We start from the raw sequence: 23,668 nt of genomic DNA on the forward strand, positions 1-23,668 counted from the left end.
AGTGGTTTTTCGTTGGAAAAATGTGCCAGGGCCAGCGAAGGACATCACAGAGAGTAAGATGGTGGTCACCAGACGTAAGGCAAAGGTAGGTTTATTCATTATGTTAAGCTGCATTTCACTTCCTCCGACAGCTTGAACATGCAGGAAGTGTGCCCAGAGGCAAGGCAAAAACCGCCCTACATGTGCGCGCAGAAAAACAGCAATAAAAACGACTCCCCATGTGTGCTCAAGGGGATAGCGGCACACTCTCGTTCACGACACGCCGCGTCATAAGCACGCGCTTTGCCGAACAATAGCCCCCAGCAGGGCAGACACTCAATGCAAACCTTGCCTACATGTCCGTGTCGTTCGAGAACAACGCGGGCAGTGTAATTTCAACGACGCCGGGGCACCGTCAAGGCAATAGTAGATCGAGCAAAAAACTTACCGCTGCCCGGCTATCGTGCTGCGGCCTGCGTAGCGGGCTTTGCTTCCTAGGCTTTCTTCGATGCGCAAAAGCTGGTTGTACTTGGCGATGCGCTCGGAGCGTGAGGCTGAACCCGTCTTGATTTGGCCAGCGGCAGTTGCCACCGCCAAATGAGCGATAAAGGTATCTTCAGTCTCGCCGCTACGATGTGAAACGATGTTGCTGTAGCCGTGCTCTGCACCAAGGGCCATGGTGGCCAAGGTTTCGCTGACCGAGCCGATTTGGTTGACTTTGACAAGCACCGCGTTGGCCACTTTCTTTTCAATGCCCATCTTGAGGCGCTTGACGTTGGTCACGAACAAATCATCACCCACAAGTTGGGTGCGCTTGCCAAGCTTGTCGGTCAAGGCTTTCCAGCCCTCCCAATCGTCTTCAGAGCATCCATCTTCAATGGACGCAATCGGATAATCGCCACAAAGTTTTTCGTAGATGCCAATCAACTCTTCTGCACTGCGCGCTTTGCCATCAAAGGTGTATGTCTTGCTCTTGGCATCGTAGAATTCACTGGCGGCACAATCGAGGGCCAAGACCACGTCATCACCGAGCTTGTAGCCAGCTTTTTCAACCGCTTGAGCAATGTAAGCCAGCGCTTCGGCATTGCTTGCAAGCTGAGGCGCAAAACCGCCTTCATCGCCCACGTTGGTTGCAAGGCCTTTGGACTTGAGCAGCGCTTTGAGGTGATGAAAAATCTCAGCACCGCAACGCAAGGCTTCGGAAAAGCTGGGTCTACCCACCGGCATGACCATGAACTCTTGGATTTCCATGCCATTGTCAGCATGCTCACCGCCATTGATGATATTCATCATTGGAGCAGGCAGCAAAGGCTCTTTACCCTGCGCAAGATACTGCCAAAGGGCTTTATCCTCTGAAGCGGCTGCTGCTCGCGCTACGGCAAGGGAGACGCCCAAAATCGCATTGGCGCCTAATTTGGACTTGGTGTCGGTGCCATCAAGCTTAATCATGATGTCATCGATGCCTTTTTGATCTATGGCATCTTTGCCCATCAAAGCTTCGGCAATCACGCCGCCCACATGTTTCACCGCCTGCTGCACGCCCTTACCGAGATAGCGATGCTTATCGCCATCGCGCAGCTCGTGCGCCTCGTGCTCACCGGTCGATGCACCAGAGGGCACCGCGGCTCGGCCAAAACTGCCATCTTGGAGGGTTATTTCCACCTCGACCGTGGGATTGCCCCGTGAATCGAGGATTTCGCGTGCGTGAATTTGCTTGATCGTGCTCATGCGCTCCATCTACTGCTAACGCGCAAGCTTTTCAATCCTAAAAAGCGAAGGTCAACAAAATGCCTCTATCGGTGATGCTGCTCAACCATCAAAGAATAAGCCTTCTTTTGCCTCTCTTTGACGCTGCCGTGGGCTTTTTCTGCGGCCGAGGGGCAGAGCTCGTTCAGCGGACACAACGCACATTGAGGCTTTCGGGCCAGACACACGTAGCGACCGTGCAGGACCAATCGATGGCCCAAATCAACCCAAGAGTGTTTAGCAAAGATGGCGCAAAGATCGGCTTCGACTTTCACCGGATTGTCGTGATGGGTTAAGCCGAGACGTCGCGCCACACGACCGGCATGCGTGTCAATCGTCATGCCTGAAGCGATGCCAAAAGCTGTACCCAGCACCACATTGGCTGTCTTGCGCGCCACGCCTGGAAGGTTAAGCAGATCTTCCATTGTGCGAGGCACCTCGCTGTCAAACTCGCAAGCGATGATCTGTGAAGCACCGCATATGGACTTCGTTTTGTTTTTGTAAAATCCCGTAGGACGAATCACTTGCTCAACTTCACTGCGATCGGCCTCCGCTAATGCTTTGGGCTTAGGCCACCGACGAAAAAGCTCAGGCGTGACGCGATTCACACCCTTGTCCGTACTTTGCGCACTTAGAATCACTGCCACCAGAAGCTGCCAGGGCGAAGAAAAATCAAGTTCGCATTTGGGATGCTCGATGGTCTTTTTCAAACGACTTGCAATTGCTCGGCGCCGAGCTTGCTCTTTTTTATTCGGATCCACAGTGAGCGACATGCGGGGAGTTTGGCAAAAGCCTGCACTTTTGCAATGCACAACAGTTTAGCTTTAGTTAGGGGCTTTTCTTAGCGCTTTTGAGTTTGCGCAGAAGCTCGGCGCGAAGCTCGGCCATGGCAGGCGCCCGTTTTCGTGCTGCTGGCAACGCCTCTAAAGCCGCCAGAGCGCTTTGATACGCCATGATAGCATCCTGTCTTTTTTGACTCTCAAGCAATAGATCACCCTTTAACACCAGGCCATGCGGCGATGTCCTCATCTTTTGCGGCAAGCTCTGCACACGCTCCAAAGCCTTTTTGTAATTGCCCCGTTTTCGCTCCAAATCGATGGCAAAACGCATAAGAGATACGACCGGACCAAGAGCTTTGAGCCCATCATCAATTCCGGCAAGCGCTCTATCAAAGGATTGAGGACCAAGGCTAGCCACCCACTCAGCACGCTGCACATAAAGCTTCGGCGAAGCCACGCCAAGCACGATAGCGGAACTTAAGTCATCAACAGCTTGCGGTGTTTTATTTAACTTGAAGTACACAGCAGCTCGCTCGATTCGAGCTTTTGCGTGCTTCGGCTGCTTTTTAATAAAACGACTCAAGTTCGTCTCGGCGCGTTGCCACTCTTCTTTTTTGGCAAACAACATTCCGACATAAAGGTCAACCTCGCTCAGCTTAGGCGCCAACGTTTTGGCAAGCTGGTAGTCAGCATAGGCGGACTGAAAATCACCGTGGCTAGCGTGCAGCTCCCCTCGATCGAGATAAAGCTTTGCATTACCTGGATCGTTGGCAATTTTTCTATTAACAGCGTCGATGCGCTCATGCACACCGCCGTGTGCGAAAACTGTAGCCACAGTTAGGCACCGCACCACGGTCCACAGAACGGCCCAGCTCAACCAACGCTTTGTTTCTCTAAACACTAGCAACATCGGCCTTATGGTTTCACAAGCTGATAATGGTCTGAGATGACATAATCCGGATTCCCCGACGATCCTGCATCCAAGAACACCACGTCTGCTGTGTTGCCACTAATGTCAATCACGACTGAGCCCATCGTTTTCTGATAAGTGATCATCATGGGCATCAACACACCGCCATTGTAACGCGTCGGGAAATCAGAATCGCTTATTTTGCTTGAACTTCCCACCACCGAATAAACGCTGCCGCAGGTCCCAGGAGCGCTCTGCTGCCCTGAAAGCTGGATGCAATCGGTGCTTTTCAGATAAGCACCATCGGAGTCTGGATCACCATCAGCCCAGTCGGTATCGCTATTTCGAGCGAGCACCATTTCCTTATCGAGCGTATCCGATGTGTCGTAGTGCCCGTAAAGAAGTGCAGAACGCTCGTAGGAATGGCTGTGACCCGTGAAGACTAAATCCACACCGTAAGACTCGAGCAAGGGCACAAAGTTTTCACGCATGCTTGTCATGGCGCCTTCGTCATCGGTCTTGTGCGCGCCATTGCTGTAGGGAGGATGATGCCAGTACGCAATAAGCCAGGTCTTGTCGTTGGCTTGCAAGTCTATTTCAAGCAAACTCAAGGCATCCGAATCGTTGCTCTCGGTATCCGAGTCCAGCACCACAAAATGAATGTCACCGTAGTCAAAAGCGTAGTGCCGCTCGGTGCCAGAAGGCACACCCCCGGCTTCACCTTGGGTTGGAAGCGTAAAGATATCGAAATACGGCGCATTGGAATTACCAGTGTGTTCGTGGTTGCCAATCGTAGGCCATACAACCTGTTGGCGTAAGAGCTCCGCATAGCCATCGGTTCCGGACGGATCAAAAACCGCATCTTGAAAATCTTGATCTGTTCCATTGCTGTAGGCGTTGTCCCCTAACATGATCCAGACATCGGTACCTTGCTCCCCAGTGTATTGTAGATAGTGATCACGCACCGCTCGCTGTCCGCTACCCGCTTGTCCTGAATCGCCAATCATCCAAATGCGTGTATGGTCGATTTGACCAGGCTCAGGTGAGGTACGGAACACATGGTCGGCATCGCCACCAACCAAGGTGGCTGTGGATGAACCAATAGCGTAGTAGTAATCCGCGTAAGGACACAAATCACTCAGTGTCACTTCATGTTCCGTGGTATTCGTATCCGATCGCGTCACCCAACTTAATGTATCGGGGCTCAACCCGTAGGCCACCACCGAATCAGTTGCATTCAGTGTGCGCCACTTTACGATCACACTGCTTGTCGTACCAACTTGCAAGTAAGGCCCGCGCAGAACGCTAGGTGCACTATCGGCGCAAGCACCACAATCGTGCGCGCAGTTGCCACAAAGCTCGTTCTCATCGCAGCTACCATCACCGCAGCTATCCGGCACCGATAAATCCTCGATACAGCTGCTGGTAATCGGATTTGTGGATCCGTCGCCCAGTCCGGCGCCATCGGAACCAGCATCTTGCCCGGCGTCATTTAAATTTTCCTGTGATTTGCTGTCCGAGCAGCCCGACGCGACTACACAGCAGCCCAACAGCACACCAAAGCTAATTGCGGTTCTTGCCCTCATCCCATGCTCCCCACACAACAAACCCATGCTTTGCAAAGATCATTCCAAGGATTTTCTTGTGAATTAACAGATGAACGCAAGTCTTTTGAAACGGAAACCGCCATTTTTGCGACTAAATAAGAGCACCAGCGGTACCAACCGTCTCAAAGAAGCAATCGCACCATCCTCCTCGATTTCACATCGTTCACGTTAAGTGTGGAAAAATCAACCAAGCTGCTCTAGGCTCCCTTTCGTGCTTACGCTGTTTATACCTTGGATACAAATCGGCCCTTGGGAGATTCCTCTGCCTGGGGACAGAAGTTTACCCATTCACGCTTTTGGCTTGCTCGTAGCCACGGGCGTGCTTGTCGGTGCGAAAATCGCCGACTGGCGTGCGGCCAAGTCTGGCGTCTCACCCGTCGTCACCGCCGACGCGGTATCATGGGTGGTGATTGTCGGATTTATTTTGGCTCATATGCTTGATGTAATTTTCTATCATCCGGAGCGCTTGGCCGAAGATCCTTTGCTTCTCTTTAAGTTTTGGCAGGGGCTTTCATCATTCGGCGGTTTCATTGGCGGCGTGCTTGGACTTTGGATTTGGTCTAGGCGAAAGAAGTTTTCCATGCTCATGATGGCCGACTTTATCGGCTACGGTTTTTTGTTCGGATGGATTTTCGGACGCCTTGGCTGCTTCACCGCGCACGACCATCCCGGTAAAGTCAGCGACTTTTTCCTTGCTGTCGATAACTACCAAGTCGGTATGCCACCATGGCAGCCACGTCATGACCTCGGGTTGTACGAGGCGCTATGGGCAATAGCTGTTGCTATTTTATTCACGCTTTTGGACCGCAAAAAACGCAAGACCGGTTTTTTCTTGGCCCTGCTTCCGATTCTGTACGCTCCGGCACGCTTCTTCTTGGATTTTCTGCGTCTTTCCCCAGGCGATGCGCCCGGTCTCGGTGACGTTCGTTATCTATCACTTACCCCAGGGCAATGGGCCTCGATCCTGTTATTCTTAGTAGGCATCGCACTCTTGCGCTACGTGATGAGCAAGCCCGAACCTAGTGTTCCGCACTGGGCGAAGCTTGACTCGGAAAACGAGTGAAAACCTCAGCTCTTAGATCGGCTTGGCTAACGGCGCTCAGCTCCCATGAGCTGTGGAGCCAAGGCTTTAAGTGCTTTGGCCCGTGCCTTGCGGCGAAGTGGGCCTTCATAAAGAGAAATTAGTTCATTGAACGCACGCACATACGCAGCACCCTGCGTTTGTGGGCCAGCCGCTAAACGTCTCCACAAAAAACGCTCGAGCGCTGCAAGCCGCGAAGCACTACGCAACGCCCGAACCAATATCCCAATGGCTGCTTCATCGCTTGGGTCGGCACGCTCTGCCCGGCGTGCATAACTTCCTGCGAGCGAAGGCTGCCCTAGCTCGTCAAGCGCAATGGTTGCAGCTTTGCGCCACGCTGAAGCTTTTTGTTCAGCATTTTCGGCTTCTCTTGCTTCTCGCTTGGCAGCCGCCAGACGCTGTTTTAGATCTTTACGCTGGTGGCGATCCAAACGAGCGGGCGCCCTAAGTTTGACTAACAAAAAAGTCACAAACAAGAGGCCGGCGGCAAGCAGCGAAAAACGCAAAAAGGGGTCTGGCATCCCTTAAAAGTACGCATACAGGCTCAGCCGGTCAATCACCAAAGCAGCTATCGTTGCAAGAACTTGGCCTAAAGCCTAACGCCAGCTACCGTAGCAGCACAAAAGGAGAAAGCCATGGCGAAACACAATGGATCCCATTCCCATGCTCGGCACGCTGACCCAATGACATTTTTGGTGTTGCTCGCAGTGCTAGCAACCCTACTTGGCGGCATGTGGATGCTTGGCAAAAGTCTCCATACCGAGACGGAAAGCTTACGTTCCAGCATAGAAGCACTCTCTCGGCAAGTCAGTTTTGAGCACGATAAAGTTCAAAAACTAATGAGTGACTTGGCACAAAAAGACAAAGCACTGCCCCTGCAAAGCATTGTTGCGCCTGCTCAAGAATCCGTCACCGAACAAGACACGCCCTCGGAGTCGAAAAAAGAAAAGAAAAAACACCGGTCTCGAGACTGACCTTGCGCGTTCAGAGTTGCATCTGTTGCGGAGCGTGATCGTTGTATTGAAGACAGAGTTTTGAAATTCCCTCCGAGAAATCATCGCTCGTACGAGCGATGAGGGCTACTCCCATCCGGTGCATCTGGGACTATCATCGCGCAGCCCGACAAGCTTAGCGCACGCCGTGTACGCAAGGTCTGTGCCATCGTCTTGGCGCTATTTTTCCGTAAAAACGCCTAGGGTCACCGGCCCCTTCGATCCAGGTGGGGACTGTGGACTCCCGCTCCTGAGCACCAAGCTCACCCTGCAGCCCCGGCTCGATTCCGGATAAATCGGCTAAGTTTTATTCAGAAAAGCCCAAATTCTTTCGCGTGTATGCTCTGTTTGTGCCCTTGCCTTGATATGAAAACTGAGGCATAGTCCGCCCTCAAATCGCTAGGAGTTAGTCGTGTCTAAAATATGTGAAGTCACCGGTAAAAAACCTGTCCGCGGCAATCGCGTATCGCACTCGAACATTAAAACACCGAGACGGCTCCATCCAAACCTTCAGTCGAAGCGTTTTTGGAATCCAAGCGAGAAAAAATGGGTAACGTTGCGCGTGAGCACAGCAGGGATTCGCGAGATTGAAAAACGCGGCATCGAAACAGTGCTTCGTGAAATCCAACGTCGCAAAGTCGCTCAGGCCTAAGGGACTGTCGCAAGAAGGTTCTCGCCGTACTTGCAGCAATCCTTTAAGATACTGCTGATGTTTCGTTGCGCAATGCAGTGAGCCACTGGCTAAGTTCAGCTTCATCTAAACCTGCAATGCGTTGATCGGGTCCGCCCTGCAGATAGATATCGAGGCAATGGTGTTTCTTTAGTCCTGGAACAAGCAGGTTTAAGAGCAAGTCAAACGAAATACCTGCGAGCAAAAAGAAAAGGCCCACGCTGATTGCCCAAACATCGGCAGAACCTAGGCCTTGGCTAAACCAGCGGATACCGAGCACGGCACCAAGTACCAGCGCAAAAGCCCCCGCAATGAGATAGACGTAGGGGTAGCGGCTATGACTCACCACAGCGCGAACAGAAGAAACGGGAAACTCGGCGTGAGTCTCGCGTACGGGTTTACCAAGAATGGTGAGCTGACGGTGGACGGAAATACGGCGCTCTGAGAGCTCCACTCTGACTTTGCGCGTAGTCCTAAGCAAAAAAGCCAGCGCCTCAAAGCTCGCACTGAGCAGCGCTAGGCCGCTTAGCCAACGAAGCACTTGTAGAAACTGGTTTTTAGGGAGGTATCCAGCGTAACCTTGCAATGAACGTTCAGCCATTGCAGGCCTTTACCCCAAAGCTTACAAGGTCTCCAGTCCCTTCGGCAGTCCACGTGGCCAAACCGATGCAGACTCGCTGCCTGCAGCCCAACATTTACGCAGCTGGAGGGCCAAACGACGTGCCCCAGAAGGCAAATCAAGCTTCTTGATGGCCTGCTTTGCCGCCGCCCTAGCCTCATTCGCCAACGCAGCGTCCAAAGCTTCACTAAGCTCGCGCGTCGAGGATACAACCGTCGCCACGCCTGCCTTCTTTAAAATATCCGCTGCGCGGGTATCACTTCGCCCCGGTGCTGGGAGAAGCAAGCTTGCCCCCACCGAGAGGGCCTGCATGGCATCACAGCCTCGAGCCCGAGACACCACGATATCGGCCAGTTGCCAATATTCATGGCTCGCTCCGCGATCTGCAAACATCATGGCATGCTGAACGCGACCCGGCACCTCACGGCGCAAAGCATCCGCAGCTTCGGCATCGTCGCCCACGTCAAAAAGAAAAAAACAGCGATCGCTCATTTTGGCGAACTGGGTGAGTGCCATACCAAAATCCATCGCGTCCAGACCCGCCGTCGGGACAAGAACCACCGGTAAGTCTGGCAAGGAAAAACGCGCTTTAGCCTTCTTTAGATCCACGCAAGGATCAAAGAGCTTGGGCTGAACCGGGCCTGTCACGTAAACCGTTTCGGAACGTGCGCCGCGCGCGACTAAGTCTGACACCAAGGCTTCATGAGACACCATCACATGATCGGCATCCGCAAGCTCGCCAGCCCAGGCGGTATCAAAGGTGGGTAAGACCGCTACGCACAAAGGCACGCCGGCTTCAATCGCTTGGCGCAAGGATGTCGCGTCCAAAGCAACTGCTGCATCGGCATCCGCAAGCAAACCTTCAGCCAGCGATTCAGGCGCTGCAGCTACGCCCCGCTTGGGTAAACCCGGATCACGCCGAGTGCCCTCTGCAATGGCGTCGGCAATGGACTGGGTAATTGCACGCTGACCTCCACTCGACTGAGTCCCTAACACAACGACTCTCATGGTGTTGGCTTCGTTCTGATCTATCACAGCGTTTCACCCATCTCTTTCAGTTTAGAAGAAGGTTTGCGCATTGTCTAATGAGTGATGTTAAGTTCAAAACACTAACGCTCAAAACATGTCGATGACACGCCACGTTTTTTTCGAAACAACGCCGTTTGTTGCACAAAAGCCCGCGTCCGCGAGTCATGATAGCCACTTACTTCAGGCAAATCAGGAAGATAATGTGCGTAAAAGGTATACAGTTGCTTCATGGCTAGCTCTCGCAGGTATTTGCCGATCATCGAAGCGATAGCCACAGGCAAATGTTCGGCATCCGCATCTACCGAAAAACAAAGCTCGCCTAAGTTCTTCACGGCATAGCGACTTATGCCATTTTCTTCTTTTGCCTCGGTTACATGATCTGGATTGATGATTCGCAGTCGTGGGACATACGAACGTATTCCACCGACCATGCCACAAAGCGTGAGCAAGTTAGATTCGAGACTCGCACGCGCATCAAGGGCGAGACGTTCAAACAGCCAAAGATCGATCGCCAAACGATTAACGCCCTGAGCCGCTTGTTGATTTAAAACGCCAGCACAAGCCAGCGCTGAGCGTGCTCGCACGATTTGAAGTCCGGCCTGCTCTAACTTTGAGAGCAACGCTCGGCCTTGATCGATCGACGCTCCCCATGCCGGCAACGCTGTATTTCCTTGCCAACATTGCGCTTCGCTCTGTACTGGACAAGGCGCTTTGAGGATCTTGATATCATCCAAACTGAGTGCCGCAAGGAGCTCATAGTAGCTACGCGGCTGTCGTCCGAGCAGAGATTCCATCACTGCAAGCACAAAACCCTCGGCGAAACGCATCTGACCAAAACCAGAACTTTTTTTGCTATCGGTAACGCCTATCGAGATGCCAATTTTTCGCCAGTACTCTGCCTCGTAAGACGGCACTTTTACCGTCACTGCGGTCGCCACCAAAGGACCCAAGCGCGGCCCCAAACCATTTTCATCGATTCCTGTGATATAGGATGTCATCAACGCTGCTTGCTGTGAGTCTGTACCTTACGATACCCTTAGCAGACCATCCCCGGGAGATGAATGCCAGACAATACAAGCTTAATGCTCGCCTATGCCTTGCACGAGGCCCTAGACAGTGTCGTCGCTCCGGATGTGAGGGACGAGGTTATTGCCGTTGCACTTAACTTCGCAGGTCTCAGCGAACTTCCAAAAAGCACTTCCGCTTTTTTGAGTTTTGTACGTGGACCACTGGTGCAGACTTTAGAACAAATTGTCGGCGAACGCACCGCACGGCTGGGCCTTGAAGAGTTTCATCGTCTTACCCTGGGTAGCGATCAAGAGAGCACGAGCGAAATACGACCCATTGCCGAAGTCGCGGCGGCTATCAAAGATAGTGAACGATCGTCGGGTCCTGTAACAAGGAACACATCATCAGAGCCTGCGAGCAGCGCTGACGAAGAAGCTGATGAAGGAACACATACCAACGTTGTATTGATGGCCAGCATGGATGATCCCTGCATCTTACAACTCTCCGATCTTCTTAGCGACAAAGCTCGGGTCGAAGCAGTCGACGACGTACTTGCTTTGATTGAAGCTGTAAAAAACGATCCGAGGCACTATCTTGTGATCATCGATGGCAGTATGCCAACCGTGAGCGTCGCCACCTTGGTCGCACTCGGTCCGGACATGCCCGATCATGCCCGCGTGCTGCTGTGGAAGCTCGATAAAATGGACCGAGAACAAATCGCTGAAAGCTATGAGCAAAACCCTAACTGGATTGATATGGCCTCAGCAAAATCGGTCGAGCAGTTGGCAGACACCTGCAAAGAGTTGTTGGACTAAAGATTGCCGTTCACTATGGCGCTTCGCTTTTCATAAGCTCCGCTATCAAAAAAGCATCATCGAGTTCGGGTTGAGCGGCAACCGCTCCAACTCTGAAAGTGTCCCGCAGCCATGGCCAAATGGGCGGACCATCCACACAACCCAGCGTTCGTTCCTCAGCAGAACACATAAGACGAAGGTGAAAATGATCGTCGTGTGGACGTGCTTTTGTTGGGCGGTGCAATATCCAGTTTGCGCGAAATAAAATATCGGGATCTGTTTCAAAACGAGAAGCATATTGCAAAAGCTGTTCTTTAACGCCCCATGAACAAAATATCCATTGCACATCGATGCTTGGATCGCTAAGCAAACTCCGCACGAAAAACCAGTTGCGCGCCAGATCAAGCCAATAGAGTTTGCCGGAGGCGGCCATGCCTTCGGGCGCGTGATTTTCAACACCAAAACCTTGCCGGTTGTACGCGATCCAACCGCGTCCGCGCGTTGGCTGGCCTTCATCATCCAACGCATAAAAAACGACATCCGCATCCCGGCCGCTGCGGTGTGAGCCGTGCCGCGGATGCTCGCCGCCATCGCGCCAAGACAGATCGCCTATTCGTAAGGGTTCTCCCCCAGGATAACGGTCAGCTACCGCCTTAGCGGCACGCTGCAGCGCCTGAACCAGCCTCGGGGTAGCCCAGCCAGTGGCCTCTCTTGGCCGAGCCCTCACGTAACCCTCCCCCTGGTCGGGAAGCTCGATACCATGCAAAAGCAGGCCGTCATTGGGCTTTCCCATGGAAAGCGCCGCGCCCTTTGGACGAATTGCCCCAAGACAGCCCGTAGACAATAAGAGCGAAAAACAGAGAAAAATACCTATTTTTTTATATTTCTCGATATCATCCTCAGATGGCTTCGGCTTGACTGACACCCTTTTATCGTGGATCAAAGCAAGGAAAATAGCCATGGATCAACTAAGCGCACATTTAGACCGAGGATGGGATCTCATTAGTAAAGGTGATTTAGGCGGAGCTTTGCTTTCGGCCAAAGAACTGCTCGATCTCGACACGAACCTTCCCGAGGCACACAACATGCTCGGCTTCATTCGCGCTGCGCAGGGCGATGCCGAGGATGCCCTTGAACATTATCGCCAAGCTATCGACCTCGATGACTCGTACATTGAAGCAAAACTCAATGCAGCCGAAGTCCTTATCCATCCGCTTCATGATTTTGATGAAGCACTTGATCTTGTTGACGATGTGCTCGACGTTGCACAAGAGTCCGACGAAGTCGCCGATGCAGTTCTACTCCGGGTAGAGGCTTTTATTCATCAAGGGCAAGCTGATGAAGCAAAACGCGCCGTGGCTTTGCTCCCAAACGGGCCCTTTCAAAACCCAAAGCTTTATTTCTTGGTTGGGCGCGCAAAATTTGAAACAGGATACCTTGAACAAGCAAAGCGTCTGCTTGAGCAAGCCCTTGCAGAGCAGCCTGAGTGCCCGGACTCCCTGTATTATCTTGGACTGTTTCATAAAAAACAGGACCAAGCAGATGAAGCCCTAGTCTACTTTCTGAAATCGCGAGAGCTCGAACAAGGCAGCGAAAAACCGCCATGGTCCATACCTGCTGAATTGTTCGAGCAGCGTGTTCGTCGCGCACTGCTAAACACGGACGAAGAGACAAAACCATTTGTAAAAAACAAGCTCATCGTGGTGAGTGAGTTGCCAGGCCCTGAAAGCGTAGCCACGGGCATGGACCCCCGCATTAGCCTGCATATCGACGAGCACGCGGTTTACGTCTATCAACGTAATCTCGAGCGAAATTTCCAAGAGCTCAGCCTGCTCGAAGATGAAGTTCTAAGCTTACTTCACGAGGCCGTTAACAATCTATCTCCCACCAGTCAGGAGTAAATCGCAGGGCCTGGGAGTCATGGCCGAGTTCCGACCATAACTGCACCATATCTGGTGCGGTATCCATGCTTAGCTCCAGGGTGCGTGAAGCAAGCTCAATTTGAATAGCGGCGCACTGCAGCATGGGCCTGGCCGCAAAAAGAACGCTTCCGTCGTCGAGCGTGATTTGCTTTTTGCCGCCATACATCGAATCTCCCAAAAGAGGATATGTGGCATGTGAAGCGTGAACCCGTAATTGATGGGTACGTCCGGTATGCGGCTTGAGCAGGACAGCGCTTGCACTCGGACTGCCATCGAGACACCTAAACACGGTCCGTGCATTTCGAAAGCCAGCTGCGCCGTTTGGCGCAACGATTCGCCTGCTTGGATTGTGAGGATCAATCGCTATCGGGAAGGTCCACTCTCCACAATCAGCCGATAGCCGCCCATGAACGAGCGCTAGATAGCAGCGCCTATAACGGCCCTTTTTCCTCGCCTCAAGTAAGACCTTGTTGGCTTCAGTATGCCTTGAAAAAACAACCAGACCGCACACCATGCGATCCAGCCGTGAACTAGGATGCAATCTTGGAGCTGTAACATCCCGTGCTTTTGCCCATGCCACTAAACTTGGCTCATCACCACGGCTTGTACTCAATAAGCCCGCTGGCTTACTCACAACTAAAAAATCGTTGTCTCGAAAAATGATGCTTGGTTCTGTCACACTTTGGGAGCAATGGTGGTGCACATGCGCACACTAGCACCGGATTTGTATCCCTTGTTACTAATGGGCGATTTATTTATGGGGTACCCTTCCTGTGCTATACTATAAAGGTGGTGGGTTCCGTTAAAAGGCTCTGTTGCTGCTGCTTCATATGGGCTTGTCTGTGTTCTATCGTTTGCGCACAGCAAAGTTCGAGCACCACCATGGCAGCGGATAGTTCGAAAGTTGCTACAGCCAAGCAAGTCTTCATAAAAGGGCAAAAAGCCTACGACGAGGGACACTTCGAAGAAGCTCTTGGCTTATTCAGGCAAGCTTATAAGCTCACCGGCCTTTCTGACATTCTCTATAATATCGCAACCGTAGCAGACCGATTGCGCCACGATGAAGAAGCGCTGTCTGCTTATGAGCGTTATCTGGAAGAGGTCCCCGAGGCGAAAGACAAAGAACATGTCGAGGGCCGCATTCGAATCCTCGAGTCGTCTATCCAACGCGAAAAAAAATCAACAAGCTGTGGTTAAAGAACTCTCGATCAAACGCCAGCACCGCGATGGACCAGGTGCTTGGCCGTGGATCGTAGCGGGATCAGGCGCGGCGGCCATGATTGGCGGCGGCGTACTTTTGCTGCTTGCACAACAGGACATTTCTTCCGTCGAGAACGCAGATAGGGGCAGTAGCTGGTCGGATGTGAGCGCTGCAGCGGATCGTGCACCCATTTTATCCGCTACCGGTGGCGTATTGGTCGGCGTTGGTGTTGCCGCAGGTCTTACCGGTATAGGATGGGCTATTCTAAGCTCTACCAGCCAAAACTCGGACGACGAGCGCACTGAACTTCGGGTTAGTGTTCATGGGGCGGGAGTCATGGCTAAAGTCACAAGTAGGTTCTGACGATGCAGCGCTGCTTACCTTACTCTTTATTGTTGATCGCATTGACAGGATGCCAATCGGAAATCCCCGAAGGACGCTTCGCTTGTGAGACCTTAAACGACTGCCCAAGCAATTGGTTCTGTGTGGATTCATTTTGCTACTCTGTTCCCAGTGGGGCTTGCATACCTACGACGTGCGAAACGCTCGAAGCCCAGTGCGGGATGCACCCAGATGGTTGCGGATCGGTGACCACGCAATGCGGTCAATGTTCTGGAGCAACCCCATATTGTTCTGCTGGAGGGAAATGCAGCTCCGAGGCCTGCGTCCCTCTGAGCGCCTGTCCAAGCAACGCCTGTGGGCTACTTTCTGACGGCTGCGGCGGCATCCTGCAATGCGCAGGTTGCGAGTTACCGCTTAGCTGCGGAGGCGGCGGTATCGACAATGAATGCGGTTGCACTCCGGTAACTTGTGAGAGCCAAGGCATCTCATGCGGTTTCATCGATGATGGATGCGGCGCTCAACTTGACTGCGATGCAGAAACCGGCGGCTGCGGCGGTGTTAATTCAACGTGCGTCGAGAACAGCTGTATCTGCACACCCGACGAAGGCGAAGCCAATGACAGTATGACATCAGCAGAGGCTCTCACCCTCACCGTGGATAAACAAGGCACAAATGCTGATTCCAAAGCTTACAACCTGCACTCGAGCGATGATGTCGACTGGTTTTCAGCGACGCTGAGCAGCGGTTCACTAAGCTTTAGCGGTACCATTCATGTATGGCTTGAGGAAATTCCTTCGCCCAGCAACTACGATCTGTCGGTTTCCTCGAACTGCTCGAAAATATTACCCCCAGGAAACAATAATCTTTGCACAATCGGAACCCCCGGTGCCGACAACTCTTGCGAAAGCACAAACAGCGACAACGCAAAGGAAGAGGTGCTCTTCAACTTGTCGTGCTCCAACAATCCTGTGACCGTTTACATTCGTGTAACGTCCGCCGTCTGGCGCGAGACCTGTGCCCCTTATCGAATTCGCCTACAATACACCCAAGCCACCGACGGATAGCAAGCCCATCCCACTAAGTCGAAATCGAAGTCGAAGTCGAAGTCGGCTCGTTGCGTTAAACAAAAAAGCCGACTCTTACGAGCCGGCTTTTTTGCTTGTGGTAGCTAAGAACCTAGTCCGTGACTAGTTCGCAGCCCTCTGTCGAGCGCGCTCCTGCCGCCGGTGCGGGTTCCACAATGTGGAACTCAACACGACGGTTGGTTTGCCGTCCAGCTGCTGTCTTGTTGCTATCGATCGGACGCGCTTCACCGCAGCCGTAGGCTTCGATGCGTCCCGGTTCAATGCCAGCGTTCACAAGCCAAGTCATGACGCTTTCAGCACGCTTCTGTGAAAGCTTCATGTTGTACTTGTCACGACCACGATCATCCGTATGCCCTTCAACACGCAACTTCTTGAGTTGTGGGTTGACCTTCAAGGTGTTGTACACCTCTTGAAGCAACGGATAGCTTTGCTTCAGAATGCGATCTTTATTGGTCGCAAACTCAACGCGCTCAAGGATGATAATTTGTCCTTTTTCGGTGTCGATACGAACGGCTTTTGGACACCCTTCGTCTTCTGGTGCACCAGGTGCGGTCGGACATTTATCATCGGCATCAAGCACGCTGTCTTGATCGTTGTCAGGATCAGGACAGCCGTCTTCGTCCTCAAAGCCATCTTGATCTTCTGCTTCGGTAGGACAGGAGTCATCACCGTCTAAGATACCATCTTGATCGTTATCGGGATCAGGACAGCCATCTTCATCTTCAAAGCCATCCATGTCCTCAGCTTGAAGTGGACATCCGTCTCCTACATCGAGTACGCCGTCTTGATCGTTGTCAGGATCCGGGCAGCCATCTTGGTCTTCGTAGCTATCTTGGTCTTCTGGATCATCCGGACATTGGTCCTGATCGTCCAGCAGTCCGTCTCCGTCACGATCTCCCATGGGCTCTGGTTCTGGAGCCTTGTCTTCTTTAAGAGCATCGCCATAACCAACCATGGCCATCACACGAAAGTCCGGCGAGCCGTAACCCCGCAAGATACCTGCACCACCGGATGCACCGAGGGTGAAGCCGTCTTGGGAATAGTATTTTACGCCACCGAGAGCTTCAAGCGGCGAGTTCTCGCGCTTTGAAAAATCTTGCAAACCCGTGGAGCCCCACGCTTCCGCCATCACATCGAAACGGTCGCGCACAATCGGCACAGTAAGGCCCACGCCGTAAGTAAGTTCATCGTTCACTTGGAGGTTGGTTAACTGACGTGCTTCGCGAAAACGTGCACCAACGTTACCGGTGAAACGCACGCCTCCACCACGTAGCTCCATCAACAGTTCTGGATGGATAAGAGGAGAGTGGTCGCCTGAATAGAGTTGACTGCTATTTGCAAGCTCCGCGGTGGGGAAGGTCCCTGTCACCTGAAGAGCAAGAGCGCCAACATCTTCACGTTCGCCAAGAAGACGCAAACGTGCACCGAAATAGGCATCACCGATGCCAGCACCATCGGCTTTGACTTGGCCCACACCGGCAAAGTTACCGTCCTCTTCCTTCATCATGATATTAACTGGAAGGCCAGCAAACAATACCAATCGGTCCCACAAGCCCAAGGAGAGTGTGAGATGAGCAGCCATCTGATGCTCGATCAGCGAAAAAACTTCGGTGTTTGAATCGCCTTGCCTTGCTTCATAAACCAATGGATCGTTGTTGTACTCAAAATGCAACTGACCACCAAAGCGCAGGTGTCCTTGATCGTCAGGCCGGCTGATAACAAAACCATCCCTTGCGAGCTCCGCAGGGCGAAATTGGTTAATGGTTTGTGCGGCAGCCATGCTGCTGGTACCGATAACAAGCAACCCTACGATTCCTAAGGATAGTTTCACGGCAACTGTGCTGGCATTACGTTGCCATTTGTAAAGCTTAGTCATGGCTCTCCTTCCAAGTTAGCAGAAGCTACACATATAGCTCCCAGTCGCAGGCAAACATCTCTTGTCCACACCCTCGCCTAAGCGAGTCGCCCGCTGACCAAATATGGGCGAATCATGTTACTTTTGTCGCGCACTTGTCAATGGTCGAGGCCCCTTATCGATAGTGGCTAGAGCCCCGTTACGCCCGTATTTGTTGCATTCTGCGCCATGACTCGATGGCTCTGGAAATCCGAATTGCGTTTTGAGAAAAAACCGACCAATCCAAGCTCCGCCCTGAGCTCTCTATGCTCCGGAGTGCTAAAGGCATATTCAAGAATCTCCAACAACAACCGTCGAAACGACGCATAGCGCTCCGAGGTGACGTAAGGCAAGGCCAAGGAAGAATCACTCCAAGCAAGCACACGCAAACCCTCGACACTGTCAGGACAGTGTCGTTTTAACAACCCATAACTAACGCAGTCAACGCAGCTCAGATCGGCATCTTTTTTTTGCACCGCCGCGATACTGGCAGCGTGGCTACCGGTGGCAAATGCTTTGGAGAAAAAGGATGGCGATGTCGCTTGAATTTTAGCGAGTTCATGCCGGAGTACGGTATAACCGGAATGCGAGTTTTTCTGGTTGTAAGCGAACTTTGTGCCGCGAAACTCAGACAAACTCTCACCTTTTTCATCCTCACGAACCAGCAGCACGCTTCGATAGTTCGGCCCTTCGCAACCGGGAAAATCGTATGCGGGCACAGCCAGAACATCCAAGCCAGCAGGCTCATCGAAGGCAATCGCATAGCCGCAACACTGGCTCAGAAGCAGATCCGGGTCCCGCCAAGCGGATTCCAAATCCGTCGGCCAATAGACCTCTCTGGCTCCAGCGCCAAGACCACGTTGGGCTAGTCCGCCAGCAAGCAACTCTGCCCAGCGCTGAGTCAGGCCGCGGATGGCCAGAACATCATACATAGGGAAAAAAACGCTACCCACAGCAGGCTCTCTTGATAGTGCTCGCGCCGCGCCAAAGCGCGCTCGACTTATGCCGCGCAGGGCCGCATCGCGATATTAAGGGAATAAGCTAAAGCGTCCTATTCGCTGTTGCCAACGTAAGGCAAAAGCGCAAGCTGCCGAGAACGCTTAATCGCACGGGTCAGAGCGCGCTGCTGTTTGGCGTCAAGACCAGTCAAACGACGTGGTAAAATACGGCCGCGTTCCGTCAAAAAGCTCTTTAAAAACTGAGGGTTTTTATAGTCAAACGCTTGCTCTTTACTGATTCCAAGCTTTCCGGCTATTTTCTTGCCACCTGAAGACCTCCCATTACGAAAACCATTGAGGTCCTCGACATCGGAGTTGTTACGGCGTGAATCGTATTGTGTCTGCATGGCTTCCTTGTTTAGAGGGCGGAAGGTTGAAACGAAATCCCTCCCCTGTCAAGTGCGTTAGGCGCCGTGAGATGTTATTGTAGGCCTAATATGACGGATATTACGCAGGAGTCTACGGCAGGGCCTATAGGACAAACGGACAAAAACCGTCAAATTCTAGTACAAAACTTGCTAAGACTCACTGCTTTAGACGAAATCACAAGCCAATTCAAGGCGGCAGGCATCCCCTTGTTATACCTGAAAGGCTCAGCCTATCTCGATACCCTCTACCCCGATCTGGGGAGCCGGAAGATGTGCGATGTAGACGTTCTAGTGCAGCCCAAGCATCGCTACCAGGCGGGACAGACACTCGAGTCCCTTGGCTTTGCGCGCATCGGCCCAGAGAACCGGCCGGTCACCCGGCAAGAGCATTACGAGTGGGTGTACATCAAAAACGAGCCCTTCCCCTTTGTGTTTGAGTTGCATGAGAGCTTTTGCCAAACGCAGCGCTATCCCATCGACTATGAACAGATCTGGCAGCGTGCACTTTGTTATGAAGTTCGGGGACGAAGCATTCCAACGCTTTGTCCGGTCGATAGTCTCCTCTACACCGCCTTGCATGAAGCGTTGCACTCTTTCATCATTGACCATCGCTCCTCGGAAGACATGCGGCGCATCGTCGAAGTCTGGCGCCCAGACTGGCATCAGGTCGTCGAGCAAGCCAAAGCATGGAAAATGACCCTGGCGCTCTACGTGAGCCTCCGAGCCAGCGAGCTACAAAAAGGACTTTCTGTTCCTAGCTGGGTTGTAAAAGCCCTTCAACCCTCTGCGCTACGATTGGCAGCGCTAAGGAAAATCATCGACCTTGACCATACGGGCCGCTCCCGGGCTCAACATTGGAATCGATGGCAACAAGCCCTCGCCCTAAGCCTGAGTATCGATGAAACGAAACAGCTTGCACGTTTTGTCGGCTACTACGGCATGTTGCGCGGTCGCGACGCTTTGCGACATCTGCTTAGTAAACTCTAGAGACCTGGGTTATTCTGTATTCACCTTAACAAGGAATCAGCAATGCCCTTAAAACTCTGGTCCATTCTTGGCAACTCACAAAAACTCGACGGTGGGGCTATGTTTGGCAACGCTCCAAAAGCGCTTTGGAGTCGCTGGATCGCTGCCGACGATATGAACCGAATCGATCTGGCCACCCGCGCACTGTTGGTACAAGAAGCAAGCGGCCGCACTATTCTGCTTGAAACGGGCATCGGTGCATTTTTTTCACCGGAACTCAAACGACGCTACGGTGTCGTGCAAAGTGAACACCTTTTGCTTGATAATCTGAAGAGTGCAGGATTTCGCCCCGAAGATATCGACGTAATTGTGCTTTCACACCTTCATTTTGATCACGCTGGCGGCTTACTTCGCGCTTGGCGTCAAAATGAGGAAGCCGAACTTTGTTTTCCCAACGCGCGAATTATGGTCAGCAAAGCTGCCTGGGAGCGCTCAAAAGCGCCTCATCCGCGAGACCGAGCATCGTTCATTGCCGAACTTGGCAAACTACTCGAGCAATCTGGCCGACTTGAGCTTTTTGATACGGAGAAAACACCCCTTCTAGGCGAAAACTTTTCCTTCTTGTTTTCCGAAGGACATACTCCAGGGCTTGCCTTGTGCAAGGTCCGGACAAAGCGCGGCCCCCTCGTCTTTGCCAGCGATTTGATTCCAGGCGCGCCGTGGATGCATGTACCTATCACCATGGGTTATGATCGTTTCGCCGAAAAGCTCATCAACGAAAAAGAGCAAATTCTCGAGGATCTTTTCGCTCAAGAAGGCTATCTGTTTTTCACCCACGACCCAGCAATTGCCGTCGCAAAAATCGGCAAGGATCAAAAAGGCCGTTTCGTTCCAACGGAACCATGCACAGAGCTTAATGGCTTAGCGTTTTAAGACACGACGCACTTCACCCTCAGATGACCGCCGTTCTTAGGGTTGCGTCGGTTCCTGAGCAGGGCTCGTTTCTTCTGGTGTCGCACTTTGTTCTTGTGCTGCTTTTTCGGCAGCTGCAGCTGCCGCTGCAGCAGCGGCGGCTACCTCTTTTGCAGCTTGTACCTTTGCTGCTTCAAGAGCTTGGTTTACCGCTTCTGCTTTTTGCGGTTCACAATCACAGACAGCTGCGGGCTCTTCCACAACTTTGCTGCTGGCCTCAAAGTCCATGGCATAAAGTAAGTTGATCGTGGTGGTCGTATCGAGAGATTTGGCACCTGGCACCGGTTGATGGTCGTAAGCCAAGCTGAAACGGACTCCGGTTTGAAAAGCATCCGAAAGCTTCGAAGTGAGCTCGGAGTTCCAGTTGATACGCCAGTCAGTACTGCGCTCGAGGTTATAAAGGCCTTCCACACCTGTAATGAAGGTTACCATTTCGTTAATATGGTTATCGTAGCCTAAAAACCCACGTGCCGAGTGGTTGACTTGATCCCCGCCACCGGCAGCCGTAGTCCAATTATCGTAAGTTACGTCGTAACCAAGCTCGCCCCAAAAACGATGATTGCCATCATCTCGGAAAAAGTTGCGCATGTAACCCACTTGGTTTTGCAAACGAAGGTCCAATCCGGCGAAAGTATCCCAACGCGGCACAAAGGATGCAAACACCGCATCATCGTCGGTTAAGAAAAAATCGTAGCGGACTCGGCCAGTCACATTTCGAGCATTCAGTTGGTATTTGTTGAACTCACTCACATTACCATCGCCATCTAGATCGGCGGTGTCCCGTAGGCTTGCTAAACCGTAAACGATACCAGCCTCAGCTGTGAGCTGATGACGCTCGCGTTTGAGGTTGAAACGGGCTCCGCCGTTCGCCGAAAAGGCCCTTGTGTTACCAGTGCTCAAGGATGCACCACCGGCAAGATTCAACAGCGTCTCGCGGCTGAACTCTTCCGGCACTGGCTGCACGGCTTCGCTGTGATGCACGGCTTCGCTCACCACGGGCGCTGCTTGGGCTGCTGCAGATTGCGCGAAACCACAAGAGGAGAGCGCTCCTACCAGCAAAGCGAGTTGTTTGCCTTTGTAACCAGTCCTTGGCGCGTGTTTCATACGATATCCTCATTTGGCCGCGGGAGGGGATCCTAATTACCCGGCGGGAATTTGGACCGACTTCTAGCGCTAAACCCTCGACTGTTCAAGCCCTTAATGACTAGAACTTTCCACTAGCCCGAGCTAAGCTAGCGGCTCACAAATAGGGGGCAATCATGAAGCTTTTAACCACCTCGGCGCTCGCGGGGCCGCTTATCTTTGGTCTGTTCGTCGCGCAGGCCTCTGCCCAGCAGACACAACAGGCGCCGAATGCTCGGCGCGCTGAAATGCAACAGAAGCGTGAAGCTATGAAAAAGCAGCACGAAGAACGGCGCGCTCAACGGCAGCAAACGCTCGAGGAGCAGAGAAAATATCGCGAAGAGCGGCGCGAACACGTTGAGACTATGAAGAAGGCGTTTGAACAAAGCAACCTCAAACCTGGCTCGACTGAGACACGGCACGCGCGTCGCCGCATTTCAGCAAACCAAGCGTTGAGAAAGCTGCGCAGTCTTCGTGCTATTGAAAATCCAAACGACCCAAACGCAACGATTGATGAAGGTTTGGTCAAAGAGCTTGAAAAACACGCACGACGCGTAGCGATGCTAAGGCGAATCCAAGTCCTCGCGAATGAAGCTCACGATAAAGAAGCAGCCGATCGCGCCACCAAGCTCTTGGCTTTGGAAGAAAGCAAGCACAATGCCCGGCTATCAAAACTGGCAGTCAAGCAACAAGAGCGTGCCGAGGCGGACAACAAAAAGGAAGGTGAATAATGAAAACCTTATATTTCTGTGTTTTTGGCATCGGATTGCTCATCAGTGCATGCTCGAAGCAACAGACAGCAAGCGAGCAAACAGAACAACTGGAAATCAGCAAAGAGCAAAGCGAGAAGGTTAAAGAACAACTTGCTGAACCAAGTGTAGAAATTGCCGAAACATCGATTTCGGTCGCCGAGGATTTTGAAGAAGAAACTCAGAAAACGATCACTGAAGAAAACTACAAAAAGACGTTATCGGCGCTTTAAAAAGATATCCAGGGCGAAAACTAAAGCTGACAGGTCTGGCAAGAAAAACACAAAAAAAAACCGAACAAACTGGCATGAAATCCAAAGATTCATGCCAGTTTTGTCAATTCAACAACAACGACTTCATCGCTCGCAAATGGTGCTAAGTTAGTGAAAGCTTCGCAACCCCAAACAGCCCACTAATAGTATTGGTAGCCCCTTCCAATCTATACTGCGAACACTTTGATTAGGCGATACCAGAAGCTAGCACTGTTGTTTCTACTGCTCGTGCACTGTGGGCGGATAGGCTACGATGCGCTCGGCGCAGGCATCCAGACAGACGCGGGGCATGATGGCAGTGATCCTGATGGCAATGCCCCTGATGGAGCAACTCTCGATCCAAGCTGTACCGACGAAGTACAAAACTTTGATGAAACAGACATCGACTGCGGAGGAACGCTATGCCCGCCGTGCGCCGCTACAAAGGCTTGCGTGTTGGGCAGTGATTGTAACTCCGGGGTTTGTGGCGGTGGCGGTGACAATGTCTGTCAACCAGCAAGCTGTAATGACACCGTGCTAAATCAGGATGAAACGGGTGTGGACTGCGGCGGCACAACCTGCCC

The 23,668-nt window shown here is 52.4% G+C and carries 26 protein-coding genes; 12 read left to right on the plus strand and 14 right to left on the minus strand.

Features of this window, described 5'->3' with window-relative positions:
• Nucleotides 1-423 precede the first annotated feature (423 nt).
• The 4 genes from eno to IPJ88_14085 all read right to left on the minus strand — a co-directional run bounded on the left by eno (nucleotide 424) and on the right by IPJ88_14085 (nucleotide 5,000).
• The gene (eno, locus tag IPJ88_14070; GenBank protein ID QQR89318.1) at nucleotides 424-1,707 is read right to left on the minus strand and encodes a phosphopyruvate hydratase; all 1,284 of its coding nucleotides are present in this window, start codon (nucleotides 1,705-1,707) and stop codon (nucleotides 424-426) included.
• Nucleotides 1,708-1,772: 65 nt separating this feature from the next.
• Nucleotides 1,773-2,498, minus strand: a complete 726-nt coding sequence (gene nth / locus IPJ88_14075) for an endonuclease III (protein ID QQR89319.1) — start codon at nucleotides 2,496-2,498, stop codon at nucleotides 1,773-1,775.
• Nucleotides 2,499-2,553: 55 nt separating this feature from the next.
• Nucleotides 2,554-3,414 carry a tetratricopeptide repeat protein gene (locus tag IPJ88_14080; GenBank protein QQR89320.1) on the minus strand — a complete coding sequence of 287 codons (861 nt, stop codon included), beginning with the start codon at nucleotides 3,412-3,414 and terminating at the stop codon, nucleotides 2,554-2,556.
• Nucleotides 3,415-3,419: 5 nt separating this feature from the next.
• Nucleotides 3,420-5,000 (minus strand): metallophosphoesterase family protein, encoded by a 1,581-nt coding sequence (locus tag IPJ88_14085; GenBank protein QQR89321.1) that lies wholly within the window; start codon nucleotides 4,998-5,000, stop codon nucleotides 3,420-3,422.
• 232 nt (nucleotides 5,001-5,232) lie between these two features.
• Between IPJ88_14085 and IPJ88_14090 the strand changes: the two genes are divergently transcribed.
• Complete coding sequence (locus tag IPJ88_14090) at nucleotides 5,233-6,084, plus strand: prolipoprotein diacylglyceryl transferase (GenBank protein ID QQR89322.1); 852 nt, start codon at nucleotides 5,233-5,235, stop codon at nucleotides 6,082-6,084.
• Between the two features lie 26 nt (nucleotides 6,085-6,110).
• Here IPJ88_14090 and IPJ88_14095 read toward each other — a convergent pair whose 3' ends face one another.
• The gene (locus IPJ88_14095) at nucleotides 6,111-6,623 is read right to left on the minus strand and encodes a hypothetical protein (protein QQR89323.1); all 513 of its coding nucleotides are present in this window, start codon (nucleotides 6,621-6,623) and stop codon (nucleotides 6,111-6,113) included.
• 114 nt (nucleotides 6,624-6,737) lie between these two features.
• Here IPJ88_14095 and IPJ88_14100 point away from each other — a divergent pair, with 114 nt between their 5' ends.
• Together IPJ88_14100 and rpmB are read left to right on the plus strand one after the other, a co-directional pair.
• Entirely contained in the window at nucleotides 6,738-7,076 is a 339-nt protein-coding gene (locus IPJ88_14100) for a hypothetical protein (GenBank protein QQR89324.1), read from the plus strand.
• A 430-nt stretch (nucleotides 7,077-7,506) separates the two neighbouring features.
• Nucleotides 7,507-7,746: a 50S ribosomal protein L28 gene (gene rpmB, locus IPJ88_14105; protein ID QQR89325.1), complete on the plus strand. Its 240-nt coding sequence runs from the start codon at nucleotides 7,507-7,509 to the stop codon at nucleotides 7,744-7,746.
• Between the two features lie 43 nt (nucleotides 7,747-7,789).
• Here the strand turns inward: rpmB and IPJ88_14110 are convergent, their stop codons facing one another.
• The 3 genes from IPJ88_14110 to IPJ88_14120 all read right to left on the minus strand — a co-directional run bounded on the left by IPJ88_14110 (nucleotide 7,790) and on the right by IPJ88_14120 (nucleotide 10,410).
• Complete coding sequence (locus tag IPJ88_14110) at nucleotides 7,790-8,365, minus strand: hypothetical protein (protein ID QQR89326.1); 576 nt, start codon at nucleotides 8,363-8,365, stop codon at nucleotides 7,790-7,792.
• A 21-nt stretch (nucleotides 8,366-8,386) separates the two neighbouring features.
• Nucleotides 8,387-9,418: a hypothetical protein gene (locus IPJ88_14115; protein ID QQR89327.1), complete on the minus strand. Its 1,032-nt coding sequence runs from the start codon at nucleotides 9,416-9,418 to the stop codon at nucleotides 8,387-8,389.
• Between the two features lie 74 nt (nucleotides 9,419-9,492).
• Nucleotides 9,493-10,410 (minus strand): hypothetical protein, encoded by a 918-nt coding sequence (locus tag IPJ88_14120; GenBank protein QQR89328.1) that lies wholly within the window; start codon nucleotides 10,408-10,410, stop codon nucleotides 9,493-9,495.
• A 63-nt stretch (nucleotides 10,411-10,473) separates the two neighbouring features.
• On the opposite strand from IPJ88_14120, the gene IPJ88_14125 reads away from it, so the two are divergent.
• A complete protein-coding gene (locus tag IPJ88_14125; protein ID QQR89329.1) occupies nucleotides 10,474-11,235 on the plus strand; it encodes a hypothetical protein in 762 nt (253 codons plus the stop codon).
• A 13-nt stretch (nucleotides 11,236-11,248) separates the two neighbouring features.
• Here the strand turns inward: IPJ88_14125 and IPJ88_14130 are convergent, their stop codons facing one another.
• The gene (locus IPJ88_14130; GenBank protein QQR89330.1) at nucleotides 11,249-12,007 is read right to left on the minus strand and encodes a penicillin-insensitive murein endopeptidase; all 759 of its coding nucleotides are present in this window, start codon (nucleotides 12,005-12,007) and stop codon (nucleotides 11,249-11,251) included.
• A gap of 166 nt (nucleotides 12,008-12,173) precedes the next feature.
• Here IPJ88_14130 and IPJ88_14135 point away from each other — a divergent pair, with 166 nt between their 5' ends.
• Nucleotides 12,174-13,115 (plus strand): tetratricopeptide repeat protein, encoded by a 942-nt coding sequence (locus IPJ88_14135; GenBank protein QQR89331.1) that lies wholly within the window; start codon nucleotides 12,174-12,176, stop codon nucleotides 13,113-13,115.
• On the opposite strand, the gene IPJ88_14140 is transcribed toward IPJ88_14135, so the two are convergent.
• The gene (locus IPJ88_14140) at nucleotides 13,084-13,770 is read right to left on the minus strand and encodes an RNA pseudouridine synthase (GenBank protein QQR89332.1); all 687 of its coding nucleotides are present in this window, start codon (nucleotides 13,768-13,770) and stop codon (nucleotides 13,084-13,086) included. The two genes, IPJ88_14135 and IPJ88_14140, sit on opposite strands and share 32 nt — an antisense overlap.
• 248 nt (nucleotides 13,771-14,018) lie before the next feature.
• Here IPJ88_14140 and IPJ88_14145 point away from each other — a divergent pair, with 248 nt between their 5' ends.
• Genes IPJ88_14145 through IPJ88_14155 form a run of 3 tightly spaced genes read left to right on the plus strand, consistent with a single transcriptional unit; the run spans nucleotide 14,019 to nucleotide 15,743 of the window.
• Nucleotides 14,019-14,333: a tetratricopeptide repeat protein gene (locus IPJ88_14145; protein QQR89333.1), complete on the plus strand. Its 315-nt coding sequence runs from the start codon at nucleotides 14,019-14,021 to the stop codon at nucleotides 14,331-14,333.
• Nucleotides 14,326-14,700 (plus strand): hypothetical protein, encoded by a 375-nt coding sequence (locus tag IPJ88_14150; GenBank protein ID QQR89334.1) that lies wholly within the window; start codon nucleotides 14,326-14,328, stop codon nucleotides 14,698-14,700. Before IPJ88_14145 ends, IPJ88_14150 begins: the two co-directional genes overlap by 8 nt.
• 2 nt (nucleotides 14,701-14,702) lie before the next feature.
• Nucleotides 14,703-15,743 (plus strand): hypothetical protein, encoded by a 1,041-nt coding sequence (locus tag IPJ88_14155; protein ID QQR89335.1) that lies wholly within the window; start codon nucleotides 14,703-14,705, stop codon nucleotides 15,741-15,743.
• Nucleotides 15,744-15,855: 112 nt separating this feature from the next.
• On the opposite strand, the gene IPJ88_14160 is transcribed toward IPJ88_14155, so the two are convergent.
• The 3 genes from IPJ88_14160 to IPJ88_14170 all read right to left on the minus strand — a co-directional run bounded on the left by IPJ88_14160 (nucleotide 15,856) and on the right by IPJ88_14170 (nucleotide 19,003).
• Complete coding sequence (locus IPJ88_14160) at nucleotides 15,856-17,640, minus strand: OmpA family protein (GenBank protein ID QQR89336.1); 1,785 nt, start codon at nucleotides 17,638-17,640, stop codon at nucleotides 15,856-15,858.
• A gap of 167 nt (nucleotides 17,641-17,807) precedes the next feature.
• Nucleotides 17,808-18,611 (minus strand): PhnD/SsuA/transferrin family substrate-binding protein, encoded by an 804-nt coding sequence (locus IPJ88_14165; protein ID QQR89337.1) that lies wholly within the window; start codon nucleotides 18,609-18,611, stop codon nucleotides 17,808-17,810.
• Nucleotides 18,612-18,709: 98 nt separating this feature from the next.
• Nucleotides 18,710-19,003: a 30S ribosomal protein S18 gene (locus tag IPJ88_14170; protein QQR89338.1), complete on the minus strand. Its 294-nt coding sequence runs from the start codon at nucleotides 19,001-19,003 to the stop codon at nucleotides 18,710-18,712.
• A 90-nt stretch (nucleotides 19,004-19,093) separates the two neighbouring features.
• Between IPJ88_14170 and IPJ88_14175 the strand changes: the two genes are divergently transcribed.
• Nucleotides 19,094-20,011: a nucleotidyltransferase family protein gene (locus IPJ88_14175; GenBank protein QQR89339.1), complete on the plus strand. Its 918-nt coding sequence runs from the start codon at nucleotides 19,094-19,096 to the stop codon at nucleotides 20,009-20,011.
• Nucleotides 20,012-20,053: 42 nt separating this feature from the next.
• Nucleotides 20,054-20,923 (plus strand): MBL fold metallo-hydrolase, encoded by an 870-nt coding sequence (locus IPJ88_14180; protein ID QQR89340.1) that lies wholly within the window; start codon nucleotides 20,054-20,056, stop codon nucleotides 20,921-20,923.
• Between the two features lie 36 nt (nucleotides 20,924-20,959).
• On the opposite strand, the gene IPJ88_14185 is transcribed toward IPJ88_14180, so the two are convergent.
• Nucleotides 20,960-22,066: a DUF481 domain-containing protein gene (locus IPJ88_14185; protein ID QQR89341.1), complete on the minus strand. Its 1,107-nt coding sequence runs from the start codon at nucleotides 22,064-22,066 to the stop codon at nucleotides 20,960-20,962.
• A 155-nt stretch (nucleotides 22,067-22,221) separates the two neighbouring features.
• On the opposite strand from IPJ88_14185, the gene IPJ88_14190 reads away from it, so the two are divergent.
• The gene (locus tag IPJ88_14190) at nucleotides 22,222-22,815 is read left to right on the plus strand and encodes a hypothetical protein (protein QQR89342.1); all 594 of its coding nucleotides are present in this window, start codon (nucleotides 22,222-22,224) and stop codon (nucleotides 22,813-22,815) included.
• Nucleotides 22,815-23,066: a hypothetical protein gene (locus IPJ88_14195; GenBank protein QQR89343.1), complete on the plus strand. Its 252-nt coding sequence runs from the start codon at nucleotides 22,815-22,817 to the stop codon at nucleotides 23,064-23,066. The genes IPJ88_14190 and IPJ88_14195 overlap by 1 nt, the downstream gene beginning before the upstream one ends.
• Nucleotides 23,067-23,668: the final 602 nt, after the last annotated feature.

The organism is Myxococcales bacterium (genome assembly GCA_016699535.1).
Taxonomy (GTDB): Bacteria; Myxococcota_A; Polyangia; order Polyangiales.

Bases quoted from the DNA above. Each gene is read 5' to 3' on its own strand.
- IPJ88_14185 (QQR89341.1), bottom strand. From the start codon at position 22,066: ATGAAACACGCGCCAAGGACTGGTTACAAAGGCAAACAACTCGCTTTG.
- IPJ88_14155 (QQR89335.1), top strand. From the start codon at position 14,703: ATGCAGCGCTGCTTACCTTACTCTTTATTGTTGATCGCATTGACAGGA.
- IPJ88_14095 (QQR89323.1), bottom strand. From the start codon at position 6,623: ATGCCAGACCCCTTTTTGCGTTTTTCGCTGCTTGCCGCCGGCCTCTTG.
- IPJ88_14110 (QQR89326.1), bottom strand. From the start codon at position 8,365: ATGGCTGAACGTTCATTGCAAGGTTACGCTGGATACCTCCCTAAAAAC.
- IPJ88_14195 (QQR89343.1), top strand. From the start codon at position 22,815: ATGAAAACCTTATATTTCTGTGTTTTTGGCATCGGATTGCTCATCAGT.
- IPJ88_14170 (QQR89338.1), bottom strand. From the start codon at position 19,003: ATGCAGACACAATACGATTCACGCCGTAACAACTCCGATGTCGAGGAC.
- IPJ88_14175 (QQR89339.1), top strand. From the start codon at position 19,094: ATGACGGATATTACGCAGGAGTCTACGGCAGGGCCTATAGGACAAACG.
- IPJ88_14120 (QQR89328.1), bottom strand. From the start codon at position 10,410: ATGACATCCTATATCACAGGAATCGATGAAAATGGTTTGGGGCCGCGC.
- IPJ88_14190 (QQR89342.1), top strand. From the start codon at position 22,222: ATGAAGCTTTTAACCACCTCGGCGCTCGCGGGGCCGCTTATCTTTGGT.
- IPJ88_14080 (QQR89320.1), bottom strand. From the start codon at position 3,414: ATGTTGCTAGTGTTTAGAGAAACAAAGCGTTGGTTGAGCTGGGCCGTT.
- IPJ88_14135 (QQR89331.1), top strand. From the start codon at position 12,174: ATGGATCAACTAAGCGCACATTTAGACCGAGGATGGGATCTCATTAGT.
- IPJ88_14145 (QQR89333.1), top strand. From the start codon at position 14,019: ATGGCAGCGGATAGTTCGAAAGTTGCTACAGCCAAGCAAGTCTTCATA.
- IPJ88_14180 (QQR89340.1), top strand. From the start codon at position 20,054: ATGCCCTTAAAACTCTGGTCCATTCTTGGCAACTCACAAAAACTCGAC.
- IPJ88_14085 (QQR89321.1), bottom strand. From the start codon at position 5,000: ATGAGGGCAAGAACCGCAATTAGCTTTGGTGTGCTGTTGGGCTGCTGT.
- IPJ88_14100 (QQR89324.1), top strand. From the start codon at position 6,738: ATGGCGAAACACAATGGATCCCATTCCCATGCTCGGCACGCTGACCCA.
- IPJ88_14130 (QQR89330.1), bottom strand. From the start codon at position 12,007: ATGGGAAAGCCCAATGACGGCCTGCTTTTGCATGGTATCGAGCTTCCC.
- IPJ88_14125 (QQR89329.1), top strand. From the start codon at position 10,474: ATGCCAGACAATACAAGCTTAATGCTCGCCTATGCCTTGCACGAGGCC.
- eno (QQR89318.1), bottom strand. From the start codon at position 1,707: ATGAGCACGATCAAGCAAATTCACGCACGCGAAATCCTCGATTCACGG.
- nth (QQR89319.1), bottom strand. From the start codon at position 2,498: ATGTCGCTCACTGTGGATCCGAATAAAAAAGAGCAAGCTCGGCGCCGA.
- IPJ88_14160 (QQR89336.1), bottom strand. From the start codon at position 17,640: ATGACTAAGCTTTACAAATGGCAACGTAATGCCAGCACAGTTGCCGTG.